This window comes from Acinetobacter septicus, assembly GCF_019355975.1.
GTDB classification, from domain to species: domain Bacteria; phylum Pseudomonadota; class Gammaproteobacteria; order Pseudomonadales; family Moraxellaceae; genus Acinetobacter; species Acinetobacter ursingii.
In genome coordinates, this window is the sequence record NZ_CP079898.1 from 2,057,873 (window position 1) to 2,079,003 (window position 21,131).

Below are 21,131 nucleotides of genomic sequence, written 5' to 3' on the forward strand. Positions count from 1 at the left end.
TATATCCATGTTCATGGATTAAGTCCCCACTTGTTTTTAAGTGGGGACTAAATTAAGGCTTATAGGATGAATTCATAAGGTGTGTTCAGCGGACGCTTACTTTGCCATTAAATGATTTAGCGAAATTATTCACATCTAGCATAAAAATTGCCCCACGGATGGGGCAACTTTTATTCATCAACACGATAAGTTAGCCAATCGTAATTTGATGATTATTTAACAGCTCTGCAAGCGTTACATTCGAAGTTTGATGTTCTAAGACCAAAAGATCCTGATAATTTGAACCATTTGCTTCACCATCACGATCTACTTTCACGGTTGCAGATTCAGTTGCTGCATCATAGTCAACCTTAATGAATTTTTCGACTTGTGAAAGATGAGATGATGTCAAATCACTATCACTAAGCAAATCATTAAAGAATTCTGATGAGAATTGAATCGTTTCGGCATTGCTATCTGTTGCGGTAGAACCAAAACCGAAATCTGTCCAATGATCAATACCATGCCCCGCTTTGGCATCACTCGCATCTAGCACATTATAAATCAATGTATCGTGACCCTGACCCGTCGTAATGGTATCGTTACCCGCTTTGGCCACAATCACATCATCCGAACTGGTTTCAGCTACGCTGAAGCTTCTCGCTGATAATGGATTTACTCCAGATTGGGTATGAACATTTTCACTCACCAGCAAAGTGACAGCCGTACCCGATACGGTACTGGTGTATGTCACATAACCATTATTGGTTGCACTTTGTGTCCAGCCTGAACCAAGTCCAACAGTATCCTCAGCAGTACCATTGATCTTCAAGGTATGTGCCGCATCAGTCATGGTCAATACATGTGATGCTGTCAGGCTAGTGATATTATTTGCTCCATTTACAGACAAATCCAGCACTTCAACATTCTTCAGATTTGCTGCCAAAGTAGCACCTGATACAGTTTCACCAGAACGGAGCTGAATCGTATCTGTACCTGCTCCAGCATTAATACTACTTGCTGTATATAGCAAGGTATCATTACCTGTTGTAGCCTGTTGGGCCGTCATATTTACAGTAATGTTCGTAGAAACATGAGCAGATGCACTATTTCCAGCACCACTTTCAACTGTCCATGCTTCTACCCCGATTTGTGTACCTGTAGTCGCTGAATCCTGATCAGTTAAAGCTGCTTTCGCCTGTTTAAAGCCTAACTTATCTATATTGCTTTGGGTTAAACCTGTAATGGTATAAGTCGTACTTGATCCAGTTCCACTTACTGTAATTTGACTAGATGAAATCTGTACACCATCGATATAAAAAGAGGCATATTGACCCAGACCTGTGAGTTTAATGGTCATAGTTTCAGTACTGCTGTCATTTGCAACTTCTGAAACTTTTGGATCATGCATCGATGCATTCAGGGTAAGTGGAATAATCTCATTTTCTTTACCGAAAGTTTGAGTCGGTTTGATATCAACGCCATTGGCTACGGCATTAACCACCAAATCTCCAATGTCTTTGGTTTCAGTTAAAGGAGATAAGCTACTTTCACCAGAAGTTACAACCAACTGTAAGTTTTCAACAGTACCACTCCAGTGTATCGGCGGTAATATCGCAACATAAGCTGGTAGTCTACCACTTTCTGAGAGTACCCAAGTGTTGGTTGTGCCATCACCACCTGCATTACTTGCAAGCGTTGCGGATACCGCATCATTTCCGACATAAACCAAGAAGCCATTTGGAACATCAGATAGCAAAATTGCACCATAAGACTCTGAACCATCTGAATCGTTCAAACTCACGCTTAGTCCACCTGCACCAGTCAGCTCAATTGCATTGGCTTTAGTTGCCAGTTCTGACTCATCACCCATAAAGTCTTGTGAAACAACAACATTTACACCATTATTGATCAGTTGAACTTCCACAGAACCCGTGACACTGTCTGCTTTAACATCTGCATCGTTTTCTTGTACGTTTGCATAAGCAGTAAATGATACATTACCTGGTACAGTTTTCTCACCATTTGGCATGGTATACGTTAAGTCTACTGTTCCGCCATTTTCACCAATGTCAATGACGTAGAAATCACCATGTAAAACAAGTGGTGTTGTACTACCCGTGATGTATAGCTGACCACCTTCCATGGCATCGGTTGTACCAGCAGCATTGACTTGCACATACATTTTACCATCGACAACCTTACCAAAACTTCCATCGGCAGGGTCGAGTGTAATAGAACTTGTGATTGCTGTCGCACCCTCACCCACCATACTATCTCCAGACATGGTGAATATCGGATTATCCGTCACAGGAGCGATTGGAATCGTCATGTCTTGAATCGTTGCCTCTTTGGTAGCGCCACCCAAGACCGAAGTCGTAAGTGTCGCAACGAAATGGAACTGTCCAGATTGACCATTATCATTCCAGTCTGCTGGTGGCGTGATCACAATACTCTCTAACAGATTTTGCAAAGCATCTTCGGCTTCGTCATCAGTGGCATTCGGATCTACCGTAACACTTGCTGTCCATACTGGGGTATCAGGGTTACCATCATTATTTGTATCGATCATGGTTTGTACCATACCATTGACGATTGTACCTGCTGGTAAATCTTTCAAGGTGACAGTAAACAAGTTGCTTGCCGAATTATCCTGAATGGTAATGGCTTGATCTACCACATCGCTTAATTTAAATGGTGTATCTTCCGTAGCAGATGCACCATTATATTGCCATTGGTCAATAAGCGGTGCTTCACTGCCTGGAGCCTTAGCAAAATCTGTATTTAGATACCATGTCACTGAATCAGATTTGATGTCTGTTATAGCAGTCAAATCAGACCCTAGATCTTGTGTCTGTACAGTTATCTTAATCGGATGGTCTGTTAAGCCACCCGCGTCGGAACCAATCTTGAAAGTGACTGGTACATCAATACCACCCTGTGCGTTGATTGAAGGTGCATTATTTGCCTGATAGACCAGTACCCATGTACCAGCACCTATCTGTTGAACATTTGCACCTTGTACAGTTACACCCTCTGGCACATTTTCGATCAAGATACGAACCACGTGTTCACTGCCATCATGGTCAATCGAAGCGACGTTCAGATTAACGGTCACAGTATCCGTTGCAGTCAGTGTTGCGGTGTCTGGAGTAGCATCATCATCTGCATGTTGATCTGATGAAGTGGTATTGCTTATTCCAGAAATACTAGTAACAGATAACTCAACAGCATCGGTAACTGCACTCGCCGTTAATTTTAATTCTCCATCTTTAACCACCGTGTCCGCTGGTGCGGTTTGCACCGAACCATAATGCTTATCGGTCACTTCATATTTATAAGTGAAGAAGCCCTGATCACCATCAAGCTGATCACCACCTTTAGCTGCCAAGGTTTGAGCTTGTTCAGCAGTCAATTCGTAGTAGTTCACCCCATCAATGGTTTTGATTGGTAAGTTTGCATTACTTAAGAGAGCAGCCGATGTGCCTGTACCTAGATATAAAGTATATTTTGCACCTGCCGCCTGATCCTGTGCAATCCAAACATGTCCCAAAGTTTCGTCATTGTCACCATTTACATGAACAATGCCAAAATTCAGGGTCGTAATTTCATCTTCAACCAGTGTCGCACTGGTCGTTGCTTCTGCTTCGGCAGAAGGTGTCACTGTGAAATTAACATCAGTTAATGCACCAGTTTTGGAATCACCATCATTTTCAGTAGAAACGCCTGCAACTTTGAAATTCACATTGCCACTGTAATTCTCTGGTACTGTGATAAATACATGATCTAAATCTGTTGGTTTAATCACCCAGACACGTTCTTCACCTGTGCCAGTGACCAAAACAGTGGCTGGTCCACCCAGATTGAAATCTTTGGCTAAGCCTGTAATACGAAGGGTAAAGCTTTCTGAGCCATCTGTATTATCAATCGATGAAACATTTTCAATCAAATTAGAGAGTGACACTTTATGCTGGGCAGTACCATCCAGAATAGCTTCAGTGGTTGTATAAGACTGTACACCAGACTGAGTACTGTCATAATCTTTTAAGGTAACTGTCGGTGTATCTGCTACACCATAAACTGTAACAGGTATAGAGAGCGGACTAGATGGAGCAGATATGACGTTACCATCCGTCGCCGTCGCAGTAACACTTAAGGTAAAGTTTACATTGCTGTTAAAAGGTGGAGTAATCGTCAGTGGCGTAGATGTACTAAAGTTAGAGATCGTGACTGAACCGTTAGTAATCGTTTGTTCTACGCCGCCATAGATAATTTTTGCACCAGCAGGAATATCTGAAATGGTGATATTAAAGGTTTCTGATGGATCAGAACTTCTTGGCGTAATAGACAGTGGGATTGGCGTATCTTCCAAACCAATCGCACGACCATTTAATGACAAGGTATTAATACCATCAGCAACAGGTGCGATGATAATACCTTCTAACCAAGCTTCACCTGATACTGCTGTCGCTGGTGTACCCGTCCCTGCATTGTCATCATAGTCTACTGTATAAGCTTCAACTTTGATTTTAAAGGTACCCGATACATTTTCAGGAGCCAAGAACTGTAATGTTGACAATGCTCTAACAGGTACATCAATTGGTGTGCCTGTATAAGTTGCAGTATAGACAACACCAGAAACTGTCCATTTGAATTGTGATCCGATGCCTGTCGCATAGCTATCCCCTGAAACTAACTCAGGCGTTAAATGTGCATAAGTCAGTTCATCTGCGTCCTGATTCGTCCAGCCATTGGCAAGGTCAAATCCACTCTCAGTACCCAGTGTATACCATGTGTCTTCTGCACCTACTGTCGTGTAACTGTGACTACCTGTCATGGTCAGGTCAGCTGTATCATCTTTATCAGAATCACCTGAACCAGGAAGATTACCCACGATTTCAGCAACAGGATTTACAGTGACTTTTATTGGCAAAATTTTAGTCTGGGTATCTGTATCAAAACCATTGGTATCAGTTGATGTTACCCTTACTTGAATGGTTGCATCTTGACTACTGTGTGCTGGCGGCGAAATTGTGAAACCATCCAATATAGCTTCACGGTCTGCTTCAGTCACATTGCTGTTAAAAGTGATGGTATATGGAAAGCCGCTCGAACCATCTCCACTCCTACTCCATCCTCCGTTATTGGTTGGAGCAGTCACGACCCAACTTGTCGGAATTTCAAATGCGACTTCTGTAATGACTTCTGTACCAGTAGTCGTATCCGTCACTCTTACATTTTGCAGGAAAGCAACTGCTGTGTCTTCATTGGTAGAAACATCACCTGCTGCGACATCACCTGCTACTGGCGTAACATGTAGATTTAAATAAACACTGTCAGTAATTTCAGTTCCAGTAGTCGGCCCATTACCTACACCATCACTATCTTGGTCCTGCGCATGTAGCTTGATCTGGATATTGTTAATGACACCACTAAAGTCTTTTGGTGGTGTCACTGTAATCGATGGTAAGCTTGGTGAAACGCCATTGTAATTATTTGGAATGTCTATTCGATAGCCATTCGACGATTCTTTTGCAGTAATGGTGTGAGGCTGTCCACTTACAGTTAAGGTTGTACCTTCTGGTAACCCCGTAATGGTCATCCAGCGTTGCTCACTACCATCGGTGTCGGCAATCAAATTACCATCGCCACCAGTCGCCAATGTCACTTGCAACAAATTAGTCAAATTAAGTGCAGTATCTTCCGCAATGGTTTGAACCACAGGTGCTGCACTGCTTGTATCAACAAAACTATTGCCATCTGAAATTTTCAGATCGATACCGTCCGTAACCGCCTGAACATTGACCACGACTGTTGCAGTACTGGTTGCACCGTTAACACCAGAAACTTTAGTACCGCTATCGTTAACTTCATAACTGGTTACACTTACCGTTACGGTAAAGTTGGCATGACTTTCCGCAGGTGGTAAAACCTTTAATGCTTCAAACTCAGCAGACGTCATCTCCAAAGCATTTGCTGGTTTGGTTTCATCAGTCGGATGATTAACATCGGTTAACCAAATGGAGATATTGCCGCCATTCGATGTGAATAATGTAGCATCAGTACCAGATAAGAGCGCTGCGCCAGCAGGAATACCGCTTAAGGTAATCATGCCTAGACGTTCTGGGCTATCACCCGTTGTTGTATTGCCATTTTGATCAATAGCATCGATTACACGTGGTGCTTTCAGACCCAATATAACAGCCGTATCTTCATTCGTAGTCACATTTGCTAGTGTTACATTACCACCCACACCCGTTGTTCCGGCTAAATTTGGTGCATCTGCGACTGGATTTACATTTACAGTCACACTGGTTGTTGTGGTTTGCCCACTGTCATCAGTAACTAGTACTTTAAATGTATCGGGACTGGTCGAAGAGCTTCCATCATAGTTACTATAGTTATCGGCAGGTTTATAAGTAATTCGACCAGCCTCATCTACAGTCACAGTGCCATGTGCAACACTGAAACTTTTGCTTCCATTACCGTTATCTGTTCCAGCAATGGTATTACCATTCGCATCCTGAATGGTAATATTCTCAAGTCGTGAATCAGCTGAGGTGGTGAACGGACCATAACTATGATCCTCATCCATCGTGATCACAATCTCAGTTTTTGGTGCATCATCAATCACTTGAACAACGAAACTACCAGATGCCGTATCGCCATCACCATCTTTGGCAATAAAGTCAAAATTCAGATTCAATGGTGTAGTATGACTTGGATGGTTTAATGAACCCAATAGTTCAAAGGTATATTTGCCTGGAGTCGTATCCAAAGTGACTTTGAACACATCACTGCCGCCGCCGCCACGCGTGGCTGTCAGTACGTTACCTGCCGCATTAATACTAAAGCTTATACCGCTATTACCTGTACTATCTAGCACTGCCTTTAAAGCAGTTTGATTTGCAGCAAAGCTTAAACCACCGCCATTACCTGAACCGTCCTGACCATAACTCACACTCAAATTGCCTTCTGCGGTGAGTAACGATGTGTTTGGTTCACTTCCTGTCGCTAGACCTTTTTCATCTACAGAAGTTACTGCTGGCGCAGAACCAATTGATGGCCCATCATCCTTAAAGATAAAACGATCACCTACCGCAACAGGATCACTGGTGACCGCATCACCATCACCATCTGTAGCAGTTGCAGTTAGGGTAATTAAACCTGCATTGCTGATAGAAAGACTTTCATCATAAGAAGAACCGCCCACGGGATGTTTAAGTGCTTTTGATTGAGTTAAGGTAACAGCACCCGTGGTCGGAGCAATGGAGATACGAAATACCACATCGCCTGATTCACTACCCGCACGTCCTTCAATCTGATTACCTACTTTATACAGCAAGACATTTTGGCCACTGGTGGTATCTAATCCGCTATCCACACCTTTGGAACTAATGTTAAGTGTATAAATCAACGCATTACTTGTAGCTTTACCATCCGCACCATACACAGGGGTGAATACATCTTTGACAAAATTAGCATCTGTTGCAGAAACAGAACCTAAGACAAAATTAGTTTCATCAACAGTTACACGACCAACTTTTGCATTGTTCTCACTGATTTTAGGTTTATCGTCAACAATGCTAATGGTTACGGTATTGGTGACCGTATTACCATATTGGTCTACAGCAGTGTAAGTGAAGCTATTGGTTTCATTGCCTGCTAAATCTTTGGTTGCTGAAGTTAAAGTAAAGCTATAAGTACCATCTGAATTGACGGTATACGTTCCATTTGCTGTAGTGCCTGTTTCTGCTTGTGCTTTCCAACCCGTCTGTAGATTCAAATCACCATTAATAATATTGCTAGAACTACTCGCATCTGTTCCCGCAGGCTGAGTACCATTGGCATCGATCCCATCCTCACGTACGCTACCCACTGTAGTTAATGGATTGGCTGTAACGTCCTGCACATTAATGGTAAGGGTAGATGTTTTTAAGTCACCATCAGCATCACGCACTGTATAAGTAAATACATCCTGTGCATTGGCTGTTATTTTGTTTGGATCCGCTTTATAGCTATAACTACCATTGGCATTTAATGTAAGCGTACCATAATCACCTGTGATGCTTGTTCCTACTCCAGTACTCGAAGTTGTAGCTGTATTGCCTTTAGCAACACCGACCACACCGCCACCTATAGCCCAACCATCTGCACCTGACTGGTCGCTAGAAAGTACACCACTGGCTGCATCTTTGGTCAAAAGCGCGCCTTCTGTAACACTTCCTGTATCCGCTACGGTGATTGGTGCATCATCAACAATATTGATGACCAAATTCCCTGCTGTTGCACTATCTCCATCAGCATCCTTGATTTCAACAGCGAAAGTAGCTGTTGTATTATCGCCACTCGTTTTTGCAGGCAAGGTATAACTATAATAAATCGTCCCCGTTCCAGTTGCTGCATTGTATTCATAACGCGCAGTTAGACCATCTGAAAAGCTCTGATTCGTGGTAGTTAAAGTATGTCCACCCAGCTTAATGGCATCACTGGCTGCCAGACCGTCTGGAGAGGTAAAGCTAATTGTGCCACTGGTGGTTTCTTTATTGGTTGAAGCTTCTGTACCATCATTTAAACCAGATTCATAGACTGTCGTTGTTGCACCACCAGCCGTTGGTATTGTACTGGTCGGGGTTGCATCAGCAATGTTGATTGTCAATTGTGCTGTTGATGTGTCTTTATCGCCATCCGTTAAAGTATAAGTAAATACGTCACTTACACCACCAGCTGAACCTGCATTACGTGCATAACTATAACTACCATCAGAATGGATCGTTAATGTGCCATATTTACCAACAACCGGATAGTTACCAACTGGATCAATCGTGACATCTAACCCATTAGCAGTATCTGCTTTTACTGTAGTTACTCGTGCGCCATCTGCACCTTTCGTGTCAGTACTGACCACATTACCAGTAACTACTGCCAAACTACCTACAGGAATGCTATTGCTATCATTCACAGCAGTCGGAACATCATCAATCACTTGTACAACCAGACTACCTGTTGTGGTTACCCCTCCTGCATCTGTGACACTCAGTGGAATGCCACTCAGAAGTAAACCATCATTTCCAACAGCGCTATGTGTCTGGGCGTTGTTCAAAGTATAGGTATAACTCAAACTACCTGAAGTTGGGATACCACCTACACTGCTATTTGCCGTAAAACCATTTAGAACGATGGTTCCACCAACGACGTTGATCGCTGCCGATGGGTTGCTGCTACTCAGTGATTGTAATTGTGAAAGGCTAAAGGTCTGTCCGCCTATGTTAATACTGCTTAAGCCATCTCCTGCATTGATCTGAATCGTTCCACTGGCAGATTCGCTCGCTGCACTTGCATTGCTACCTGTACTTAGACCACTTTCATACACTGTAATCTGACCACCAACATTGTTTCCGTTCTCATCGTTCGGTGTAATGCTTGGTAGGCCATCGGTATGTCCGTTAATGGTGATGGTTAATGTTGTGGTACTCCAGTCCCCATCTGCATCTTTAATGGTGTAGCTAAATGTTTCTGTGAGCTTGCCTCCATCTTTTAATGCATTCACGGTTGCGTTATTTGGGTCAACGGTATAGCTGTAACTACCATCGCTATTGAGTATCAGTGTGCCGTAGTCACCTGCAAGTCCTGTTCCACCAACATTATCTGTTTGTTCTGTTGTTGAGCTTCCTTTGCTGACTCCTGTCACTTGTGTTGCATCTACACCTAAACGGTCAGCAACATCTGCACTATTGCTACTACCACCTGTGATCACGTTTCCTTCAAGTGCTGTACCGTCTTCTGTCACTGTGCCTGTGTCAGCTTTCGCTTCTGGGGCAGTATCTGTAATGAGAATGACCAGATCAGTCGCTACTGAGCTTTCATCGGCATTGTCTGTCACTATAATTGGGAAACTATCACTTACGCTGCTATCACCACCGCTGTGGTTTTTGCTGGTGCCACTTTGTTGGTAGCTATAACTGACTTTGCCTGTTACTGGATCATAGTCGGTAAGGGTCAGTGTTCCCTCTGTACCTGCGATTGTTTTTGGTGTGGTCGGGGATAGATCCAAGAGTTCGCTGGTCAGAATGGTCGTGACACCAATCGTGATAGATTTCAGTCCATCTGCTGCGTTGACGGTAAACTCGCCTTGTACTGGGGTCGTTGCATTTTCGGCAATGCTGTTCGCACCAAGCGCTGATCCATTATGATCAGTGATAACCACGTTAGGTGCGCCATCGGTATGTCCGTTAATGGTGATGGTAATGGTCGCTGTCGATTTATCTCCATCTCCATCGGTAATGGTGTAGCTAAATACGTCTTGGAGGCTTTGGTTATCTTTAAGGGCATTTACTTCCGTATTGTTATTATTTAATTGGTAGGTGTAACTACCGTCAGCACGGAGAATTAATGTTCCGTATTCTCCATTCACTGCTGTATTCAATGCGCCATTTGCTACGTGTTCACCTGACGCAACTGTTCCAGCCTGTACTCCACTGACGTTAGCTTTGTCTGCGCCTTGGGTATCAGCTGTATCTCCACTAGATACGCCTCCTGTCAGTACGTTGCCACTGACTGGATTAGGTACGCTGTCTTCTGTAATGCTATTCGTGTCAGGCTTCGCAACAGGTGCGTCATCTATAATCGTAATCGTTACGGTATTCGTTGTACTATTGCCCTGAGCATCCTTAGTTGTATAGCTAAACGTATCCTCAACATTATCGCCATTTGATGGTTTAGTCAGTGTGTATGTGTAGCGACCATCTTCATCAATGCTGAACGTCCCATATTGAGTCGAACCATTAGTAACGGGTACTGCTTTGACCTCGGATGGTAGGTTCACTGTATCTGTTACGGTATGACCAGTACCCGCAGTTGAACCACCCGCAAGACCACTTTCATTGACAGTCTTGCTAATTGGGGCTGGTGTTAGATTGACATTTGCCACATTAATCGTAAGCGTTGAATGAGTTAAATCACCATCCGCATCACGTACCGTATAAGTAAATACATCCTGTGCATCAGCTGTTACTGCATCAGCGGTTGATACATAGGTATAACTGCCATCGGCATTTAAAGTGATATAGCCATATTGGCCATCTATCCTGCCTCCAACGCCACCAGCGCTGTTCGTTGCAGTATCACCCGATACCACACCAACCACTGCACCAGTATTCACCCAACCATCTGCGCCAGCAGTATCATTTTTTAATACACCGTCAGCAGCAAGTACGCTCAGCACACCACCTTCACTAAGGCTACCAGTATCTGCCACAGCAGTCGGAACATCATCAATCACTTGTACAACCAGACTACCTGTTGTGGTTACCCCTCCTGCATCTGTGACACTCAGTGGAATGCCACTCAGAAGTAAATCATCATTTCCAACAGCGCTATGTGTCTGGGCATTGTTCAAAGTATAGGTATAACTCAAACTACCTGAAGTTGGGATACCACCTACACTGCTATTTGCCGTAAAACCATTTAGAACGATGGTTCCACCAACGACGTTGATCGCTGCCGATGGGTTGCTGCTACTCAGTGATTGTAATTGTGAAAGGCTAAAGGTCTGTCCGCCTATGTTAATACTGCTTAAGCCATCTCCTGCATTGATCGGAATCGTTCCACTGGCAGATTCGCTCGCTGCACTTGCGTTGCTACCTGTACTTAGACCACTTTCATACACTGTAATCTGACCACCAACACTGCTACCGTTCTGATCGTTCGGTGTAATGCTTGGTAGGCCATCGGTATGTCCGTTAATGGTGATGGTTAATGTCGTGGTACTCCAGTCCCCATCTGCATCTTTAATGGTGTAGCTAAATGTTTCTGTGAGCTTGCCTCCATCTTTTAATGCATTCACGGTTGCATTATTTGGGTCAACGGTATAGCTGTAACTACCATCGCTATTGAGTATCAGTGTGCCGTAGTCACCTGCAAGTCCTGTTCCACCAACATTACCTGTTTGTTCTGTTGTTGAGCTTCCTTTGCTGACTCCTGTCACTTGTGTTGCATCTACACCTAAACGGTCAGCAACATCTGCACTATTGCTACTACCACCTGTGATCACGTTTCCTTCAAGTGCTGTACCGTCTTCTGTCACTGTGCCTGTGTCAGCTTTCGCTTCTGGGGCAGTATCTGTAATGAGAATGACCAGATCAGTCGCTACTGAGCTTTCATCGGCATTGTCTGTCACTATAATTGGGAAACTATCACTTACGCTGCTATCACCACCGCTGTGGTTTTTGCTGGTGCCACTTTGTTGGTAGCTATAACTGACTTTGCCTGTTACTGGATCATAGTCGGTAAGGGTCAGTGTTCCTTGTGTACCTATGATTGTTTTTGGTGTGGTCGGGGATAGACCCAAGAGTTCGCTGGTCAGAATGGTCGTGACACCAATCGTGATAGATTTCAGTCCATCTGCTGCGTTGACGGTAAACTCGCCTTGTACTGGGGTCGTTGCATTTTCGGCAATGCTGTTCGCACCAAGCGCTGATCCATTATGATCAGTGATAACCACGTTAGGTGCGCCATCGGTATGTCCGTTAATGGTGATGGTAATGGTCGCTGTCGATTTATCTCCATCTCCATCGGTAATGGTGTAACTAAATACGTCTTGGAGGCTTTGGTTATCTTTAAGGGCATTTACATCCGTATTGTTATTATTTAATTGGTAGGTGTAACTACCGTCAGCATGGAGAATTAATGTTCCGTATTTTCCATTCACTGCTGTATTCAATGCGCCATTTGCTACGTGTTCACCTGACGCAACTGTTCCAGCCTGTACTCCACTGACGTTAGCTTTGTCTGCGCCTTGGGTATCAGCTGTATCTCCACTAGATACGCCTCCTGTCAGTACGTTGCCACTGACTGGATTAGGTACGCTGTCTTCTGTAATGCTATTCGTGTCAGGCTTCGCAACAGGTGCGTCATCTATAATCGTAATCGTTACGGTATTCGTTGTACTATTGCCCTGAGCATCCTTAGTTGTATAGCTAAACGTATCCTCAACATTATCGCCATTTGATGGTTTAGTCAGTGTGTATGTGTAGCGACCATCTTCATCAATGCTGAACGTCCCATATTGAGTCGAACCATTAGTAACGGGTACTGCTTTGACCTCGGATGGTAGGTTCACTGTATCTGTTACGGTATGACCAGTACCCGCAGTTGAACCACCCGCAAGACCACTTTCATTGACAGTCTTGCTAATTGGGGCTGGTGTTAGATTGACATTTGCCACATTAATCGTAAGCGTTGAATGAGTTAAATCACCATCCGCATCACGTACCGTATAAGTAAATACATCCTGTGCATCAGCTGTTACTGCATCAGCGGTTGATACATAGGTATAACTGCCATCGGCATTTAAAGTGATATAGCCATATTGGCCATCTATCCTGCCTCCAACGCCACCAGCGCTGTTCGTTGCAGTATCACCCGATACCACACCAACCACTGCACCAGTATTCACCCAACCATCTGCGCCAGCAGTATCATTTTTTAATACACCGTCAGCAGCAAGTACGCTCAGCACACCACCTTCACTAAGGCTACCAGTATCTGCCACAGCAGTCGGAACATCATCAATCACTTGTACAACCAGACTACCTGTTGTGGTTACCCCTCCTGCATCTGTGACACTCAGTGGAATGCCACTCAGAAGTAAATCATCATTTCCAACAGCGCTATGTGTCTGGGCATTGTTCAAAGTATAGGTATAACTCAAACTACCTGAAGTTGGGATACCACCTACACTGCTATTTGCCGTAAAACCATTTAGAACGATGGTTCCACCAACGACGTTGATCGCTGCCGATGGGTTGCTGCTACTCAGTGATTGTAATTGTGAAAGGCTAAAGGTCTGTCCGCCTATGTTAATACTGCTTAAGCCATCTCCTGCATTGATCGGAATCGTTCCACTGGCAGATTCGCTCGCTGCACTTGCGTTGCTACCTGTACTTAGACCACTTTCATACACTGTAATCTGACCACCAACACTGCTACCGTTCTGATCGTTCGGTGTAATGCTTGGTAGGCCATCGGTATGTCCGTTAATGGTGATGGTTAATGTCGTGGTACTCCAGTCCCCATCTGCATCTTTAATGGTGTAGCTAAATGTTTCTGTGAGCTTGCCTCCATCTTTTAATGCATTCACGGTTGCGTTATTTGGGTCAACGGTATAGCTGTAACTACCATCGCTATTGAGTATCAGTGTGCCGTAGTCACCTGCAAGTCCTGTTCCACCAACATTATCTGTTTGTTCTGTTGTTGAGCTTCCTTTGCTGACTCCTGTCACTTGTGTTGCATCTACACCTAAACGGTCAGCAACATCTGCACTATTGCTACTACCACCTGTGATCACGTTTCCTTCAAGTGCTGTACCGTCTTCTGTCACTGTGCCTGTGTCAGCTTTCGCTTCTGGGGCAGTATCTGTAATGAGAATGACCAGATCAGTCGCTACTGAGCTTTCATCGGCATTGTCTGTCACTATAATTGGGAAACTATCACTTACGCTGCTATCACCACCGCTGTGGTTTTTGCTGGTGCCACTTTGTTGGTAGCTATAACTGACTTTGCCTGTTACTGGATCATAGTCGGTAAGGGTCAGTGTTCCCTCTGTACCTGCGATTGTTTTTGGTGTGGTCGGGGATAGATCCAAGAGTTCGCTGGTCAGAATGGTCGTGACACCAATCGTGATAGATTTCAGTCCATCTGCTGCGTTGACGGTAAACTCGCCTTGTACTGGGGTCGTTGCATTTTCGGCAATGCTGTTCGCACCAAGCGCTGATCCATTATGATCAGTGATAACCACGTTAGGTGCGCCATCGGTATGTCCGTTAATGGTGATGGTAATGGTCGCTGTCGATTTATCTCCATCTCCATCGGTAATGGTGTAGCTAAATACGTCTTGGAGGCTTTGGTTATCTTTAAGGGCATTTACTTCCGTATTGTTATTATTTAATTGGTAGGTGTAACTACCGTCAGCACGGAGAATTAATGTTCCGTATTCTCCATTCACTGCTGTATTCAATGCGCCATTTGCTACGTGTTCACCTGACGCAACTGTTCCAGCCTGTACTCCACTGACGTTAGCTTTGTCTGCGCCTTGGGTATCAGCTGTATCTCCACTAGATACGCCTCCTGTCAGTACGTTGCCACTGACTGGATTAGGTACGCTGTCTTCTGTAATGCTATTCGTGTCAGGCTTCGCAACAGGTGCGTCATCTATAATCGTAATCGTTACGGTATTCGTTGTACTATTGCCCTGAGCATCCTTAGTTGTATAGCTAAACGTATCCTCAACATTATCGCCATTTGATGGTTTAGTCAGTGTGTATGTGTAGCGACCATCTTCATCAATGCTGAACGTCCCATATTGAGTCGAACCATTAGTAACGGGTACTGCTTTGACCTCGGATGGTAGGTTCACTGTATCTGTTACGGTATGACCAGTACCCGCAGTTGAACCACCCGCAAGACCACTTTCATTGACAGTCTTGCTAATTGGGGCTGGTGTTAGATTGACATTTGCCACATTAATCGTAAGCGTTGAATGAGTTAAATCACCATCCGCATCACGTACCGTATAAGTAAATACATCCTGTGCATCAGCTGTTACTGCATCAGCGGTTGATACATAGGTATAACTGCCATCGGCATTTAAAGTGATATAGCCATATTGGCCATCTATCCTGCCTCCAACGCCACCAGCGCTGTTCGTTGCAGTATCACCCGATACCACACCAACCACTGCACCAGTATTCACCCAACCATCTGCGCCAGCAGTATCATTTTTTAATACACCGTCAGCAGCAAGTACGCTCAGCACACCACCTTCACTAAGGCTACCAGTATCTGCCACAGCAGTCGGAACATCATCAATCACTTGTACAACCAGACTACCTGTTGTGGTTACCCCTCCTGCATCTGTGACACTCAGTGGAATGCCACTCAGAAGTAAATCATCATTTCCAACAGCGCTATGTGTCTGGGCATTGTTCAAAGTATAGGTATAACTCAAACTACCTGAAGTTGGGATACCACCTACACTGCTATTTGCCGTAAAACCATTTAGAACGATGGTTCCACCAACGACGTTGATCGCTGCCGATGGGTTGCTGCTACTCAGTGATTGTAATTGTGAAAGGCTAAAGGTCTGTCCGCCTATGTTAATACTGCTTAAGCCATCTCCTGCATTGATCGGAATCGTTCCACTGGCAGATTCGCTCGCTGCACTTGCGTTGCTACCTGTACTTAGACCACTTTCATACACTGTAATCTGACCACCAACACTGCTACCGTTCTGATCGTTCGGTGTAATGCTTGGTAGGCCATCGGTATGTCCGTTAATGGTGATGGTTAATGTCGTGGTACTCCAGTCCCCATCTGCATCTTTAATGGTGTAGCTAAATGTTTCTGTGAGCTTGCCTCCATCTTTTAATGCATTCACGGTTGCATTATTTGGGTCAACGGTATAGCTGTAACTACCATCGCTATTGAGTATCAGTGTGCCGTAGTCACCTGCAAGTCCTGTTCCACCAACATTACCTGTTTGTTCTGTTGTTGAGCTTCCTTTGCTGACTCCTGTCACTTGTGTTGCATCTACACCTAAACGGTCAGCAACATCTGCACTATTGCTACTACCACCTGTGATCACGTTTCCTTCAAGTGCTGTACCGTCTTCTGTCACTGTGCCTGTGTCAGCTTTCGCTTCTGGGGCAGTATCTGTAATGAGAATGACCAGATCAGTCGCTACTGAGCTTTCATCGGCATTGTCTGTCACTATAATTGGGAAACTATCACTTACGCTGCTATCACCACCGCTGTGGTTTTTGCTGGTGCCACTTTGTTGGTAGCTATAACTGACTTTGCCTGTTACTGGATCATAGTCGGTAAGGGTCAGTGTTCCTTGTGTACCTATGATTGTTTTTGGTGTGGTCGGGGATAGACCCAAGAGTTCGCTGGTCAGAATGGTCGTGACACCAATCGTGATAGATTTCAGTCCATCTGCTGCGTTGACGGTAAACTCGCCTTGTACTGGGGTCGTTGCATTTTCGGCAATGCTGTTCGCACCAAGCGCTGATCCATTATGATCAGTGATAACCACGTTAGGTGCGCCATCGGTATGTCCGTTAATGGTGATGGTAATGGTCGCTGTCGATTTATCTCCATCTCCATCGGTAATGGTGTAACTAAATACGTCTTGGAGGCTTTGGTTATCTTTAAGGGCATTTACATCCGTATTGTTATTATTTAATTGGTAGGTGTAACTACCGTCAGCATGGAGAATTAATGTTCCGTATTTTCCATTCACTGCTGTATTCAATGCGCCATTTGCTACGTGTTCACCTGACGCAACTGTTCCAGCCTGTACTCCACTGACGTTAGCTTTGTCTGCGCCTTGGGTATCAGCTGTATCTCCACTAGATACGCCTCCTGTCAGTACGTTGCCACTGACTGGATTAGGTACGCTGTCTTCTGTAATGCTATTCGTGTCAGGCTTCGCAACAGGTGCGTCATCTATAATATTAATAACCAGATCACCCGAAGCTGTTTTATCGCCATCGATATCTGTCACTTCCACTGCAAATGTTGCATTGGTATTATCACCTGACGTATTCGCAGGAAGTGTGTAGCTATAGTGGATAATACCTGTACCAGTTGCCGAATTGTATTCATAGCGTGCAGTTAAACCATCCGAGAATGTTTGATCTGCTGTCGTTAGGGTATGTCCACCTAACTTCACTGCATCTTGAGAAGCCAAACCATCTGGAGAGGTAAAAGCAATTGTACCGCTTGTTGTTTCCTTATCAGTAGATGCTTTAGAGCCACCATTATTCAAACCTGATTCATAGACTTTGGTACTCTCTCCATCGCTCGAAGGAAGCGTAACAAGAGGCGCACTATTGCCAATGACTAATGTCAAGCTAGCTGTTGAGCTATCCCCATCACCGTCAACCAATGTATAAGTAAATACCTCATTTACACCGCCCGGCGTACCTTCATGACGCTCGTAACTATATTCACCTGTGGTCTTATTGAGTATTAGAGTACCATACTGCCCTTCGATCGTCAGCGTTGTGCCATCATCTGTTACCACGTTAGCAGATACATTATCACTAACCACTGTGGAGATGCTCACTCCATCGGCACTAATTTTGTCTGCACCTGTAGCCCCACTACTCGTACCAACACCCGTCAGTACATTTCCAGTTTCAGGGGTAAATTGATTAGCAGCCACATTATCGATGTCGTTTTTGGCAAGTGGTGCATCATCAATAATGCTAATGACTAGACTGCCACTGCTCACAATATTACTTTGATCTGTCACAGATATACCGACTTCTTCCAGAAAGTTATCGGTGTGTGATGCATCGTTGGTAACAGGTTGATCTAGTTCATATTCATAAGTAATGGTGCCACCCGTAGATACGCCATTAAATTCCTGACCATTTGGCGTATAGTCAGTAATGATGATCTTGCCATGAGGCGTGTTGATAATAATCGGTGTAGTTGAGGCATTTTCCAGATCAGTTAGCAAAATATTGGTATCACCAACCGTAACAGACTTTACGCCATCACCAGCCCCAATCGTAATACTACCCGTTTCTTTATTTGAACCCGATGTATCAGTTAAACCCTGTTCATATACAGTAACATGCCCCTGTTCAATTAATGTATCAGTAGTATTGTTCGGATTTTCACTGCCGCCATTTTCATCTTTTATGCTAATCGAAGGATTTGCATCAGGTGTAATTGTGATTACCAATTCCGCTGAAGCGGTTCCACCCTGGCCATCACTAATTGTATAAGTAACTGTTGGAACGGTGCCATTCCAGTTAGTCGCAGGGACAAAGTGATAAGTTCCATCGGCATTGAGCGTTAGCTCGCCAATTTTATCAATTGTAACGGTTTGGCCTGCATTATAGCTTTTACCCTCCACAACAAATTGAGTAACTGTGATTGCGTTTCCATCAGGATCACGATCATTAGTTAAAACATTGCCATTAACTGGGGTATCTTCAACACCTGTAATTTCATCCTTAACGGCGATTGGCCATGCGTTTTTATCCCCTCCACCGCCACTTCCTGCGGCTGCAATGATGCCACCAATAACAGCACCACCACCAATAATCCATGGCAGTAAAGACCCACCTGCCGCACTAGCAGGTAATAAGACCTCAAGCCCAGGTATTCCCTTAAAACCAGAAACACCATCAAACCAGTATAAGATACAACCATCTTCTTCAAAAACCAGATCAGAATCAACTTTGTCATATACGACAAAGAAGTTTTCGATAAGGACAGTTTCACCATTATTTAACTTTAAAATCAGGTTATTGCCATCACGTAAAAACTCTGCTACATCATTACGATGCATTTTGGTATGGACAATTGATGCTTCTGTTAAAGTGATATGTTGCGTGTTGATAGATACTTTATTTAAAGAATCTTTTTCTACTACAATAAAATTTGTCATGTTCTGTGTGGCCTATATTCGTTGAAACTTTTAAATGCTGAATTACTTGGTAATGCCCGTAATTTGTACCGTCACGCGACGATCGGGCTGTAAACATGCTTTTAGTGCTTCACGAGATTTAACCGTAGGACAGCCGTCCGTGACTGGTTGATTCTTCCCTGCACTTGCCACCGAGATAATATTTGCGGATACGCCATTTTGAACAAGCAGACTACGTACAGTTTCAGCACGATTCTGACCAAGTTTTTGGTTATAAGTTTCGCTTCCTAGACGATCCGTATGACCGACCAATATGATCTTACTGACAGAAACAAAACCTGTTGAAATTTTTGATGCTACGTCCTGAACTTCCTGACGGCCTTTAGGCAATAAATCATTTAAAGATGAACCATCAAATTTAAATAATGTATCGGCTGCCAAATCAATTGTTTCAGTATGCTCAACAGGAGCAACGACAGGCTTTTGAGCTGCTGGCTGTTGTCTACAAGCCAAAGGATGACCATTATTTGAAATAAAAGGTACACCAGCAGCATCTACAGAAAGAATAAAGTTACGATCTTTTAATTGATCTGGCCGCAAGTCGACATCGCAACTCTGACAATTTTTTTCGCCGCTACAATTTTTAACTTTGAAATTATAAACTTCTGGTTTTAAATAATACTTTGCCGTATTATTGATATAGAATTTACCTGATTCAATACTGTCAATATAGAAATGAATTGGGCAACTCTGTTCATCTCTTGTATCCCCTGCGCATAATTTAGCATCTCTGTTGACATTGATCTCCTGATTATAACCTTGCTTATTATTTTGAAACCGTAAAGCAGAAGGCTTTGAGTAAGGATCAGATGCACAAGAGGCTACCACCAATGAAATTACAGTAGTTAAAAGCGATAATTTCCACATAAACAACCCTTGGTAGACTTAATGTATTATTAGATTTGTATGACATATTTTACGCGAATCTCAACTTTTTAAGTCTTTGAAATAAAAAGGACATAATCCAATTTAATTTTCGACTAAGAAAAGCAAAGCAAAGCAAGTTATGTCCATTTACGAATTTATCATTTCTGTATTTTTAATCATAGAGCAATTTTACTCAGCGATTGTCATTCAACCTTTAAGAAGTAGAGGATTTCCACCCGCTTTAAGTGATATTGAAATTCTTACTATACAAATTGTGGGAGAGTTTCTTGGCTTAGATTCTGATAAAAATATCTGGTTCTACTTTAAAAACAATTGGTTTGAATGGTTTCCAAAATTAGGTTCCTATCCTAATTTTTGCAAACATTGCGCAAAATTATGGCATGTAAGTCAACAGATTATGTCACAACTAAAATCTTTTTTCGGTTTAGATAATATTCATTTTATCGATGGCTTTCCTATACCTGTTTGTCGTTATGCTAGAGCAAAAAAACATAAAAACTTCAAAGAATCTGCAGGTTTTAGTTATTGTGCGGCTAAACAAGAAAAATATTATGGTTTCAAAGGACATATCGTTATTAACTTTTCAGGAATGATTACAGGCTATACTTTTGCTCCAGCTCATTGTGATGAACGTGATGTTGCACCAGAAATTACTCAAGATATTCAGGGATTACTTGGTGGTGATAAAGGATACTTAAGACCTGAATTAAAACACTATTTTATGTACCAAGATATTGATTTACAAACTGAACCGTACCGG

At 43.5% G+C, this 21,131-nt stretch carries 2 protein-coding genes and 1 pseudogene; 1 reads left to right on the forward strand and 2 read right to left on the reverse strand.

Annotation, left to right across the window (positions count from 1 at the left end; translation table 11 throughout):
* Window positions 1-190: 190 nt before the first annotated feature.
* Window positions 191-19,444 carry a VCBS domain-containing protein gene (locus tag I6L31_RS09945; protein WP_219349265.1) on the reverse strand — a complete coding sequence of 6,418 codons (19,254 nt, stop codon included), beginning with the start codon at window positions 19,442-19,444 and terminating at the stop codon, window positions 191-193.
* A gap of 42 nt (window positions 19,445-19,486) precedes the next feature.
* Window positions 19,487-20,350 carry an OmpA family protein gene (locus I6L31_RS09950; protein WP_000265727.1) on the reverse strand — a complete coding sequence of 288 codons (864 nt, stop codon included), beginning with the start codon at window positions 20,348-20,350 and terminating at the stop codon, window positions 19,487-19,489.
* A gap of 139 nt (window positions 20,351-20,489) precedes the next feature.
* Here I6L31_RS09950 and I6L31_RS09955 point away from each other — a divergent pair.
* Window positions 20,490-21,131: pseudogene (locus tag I6L31_RS09955) on the forward strand (IS982 family transposase); the annotation flags it as partial.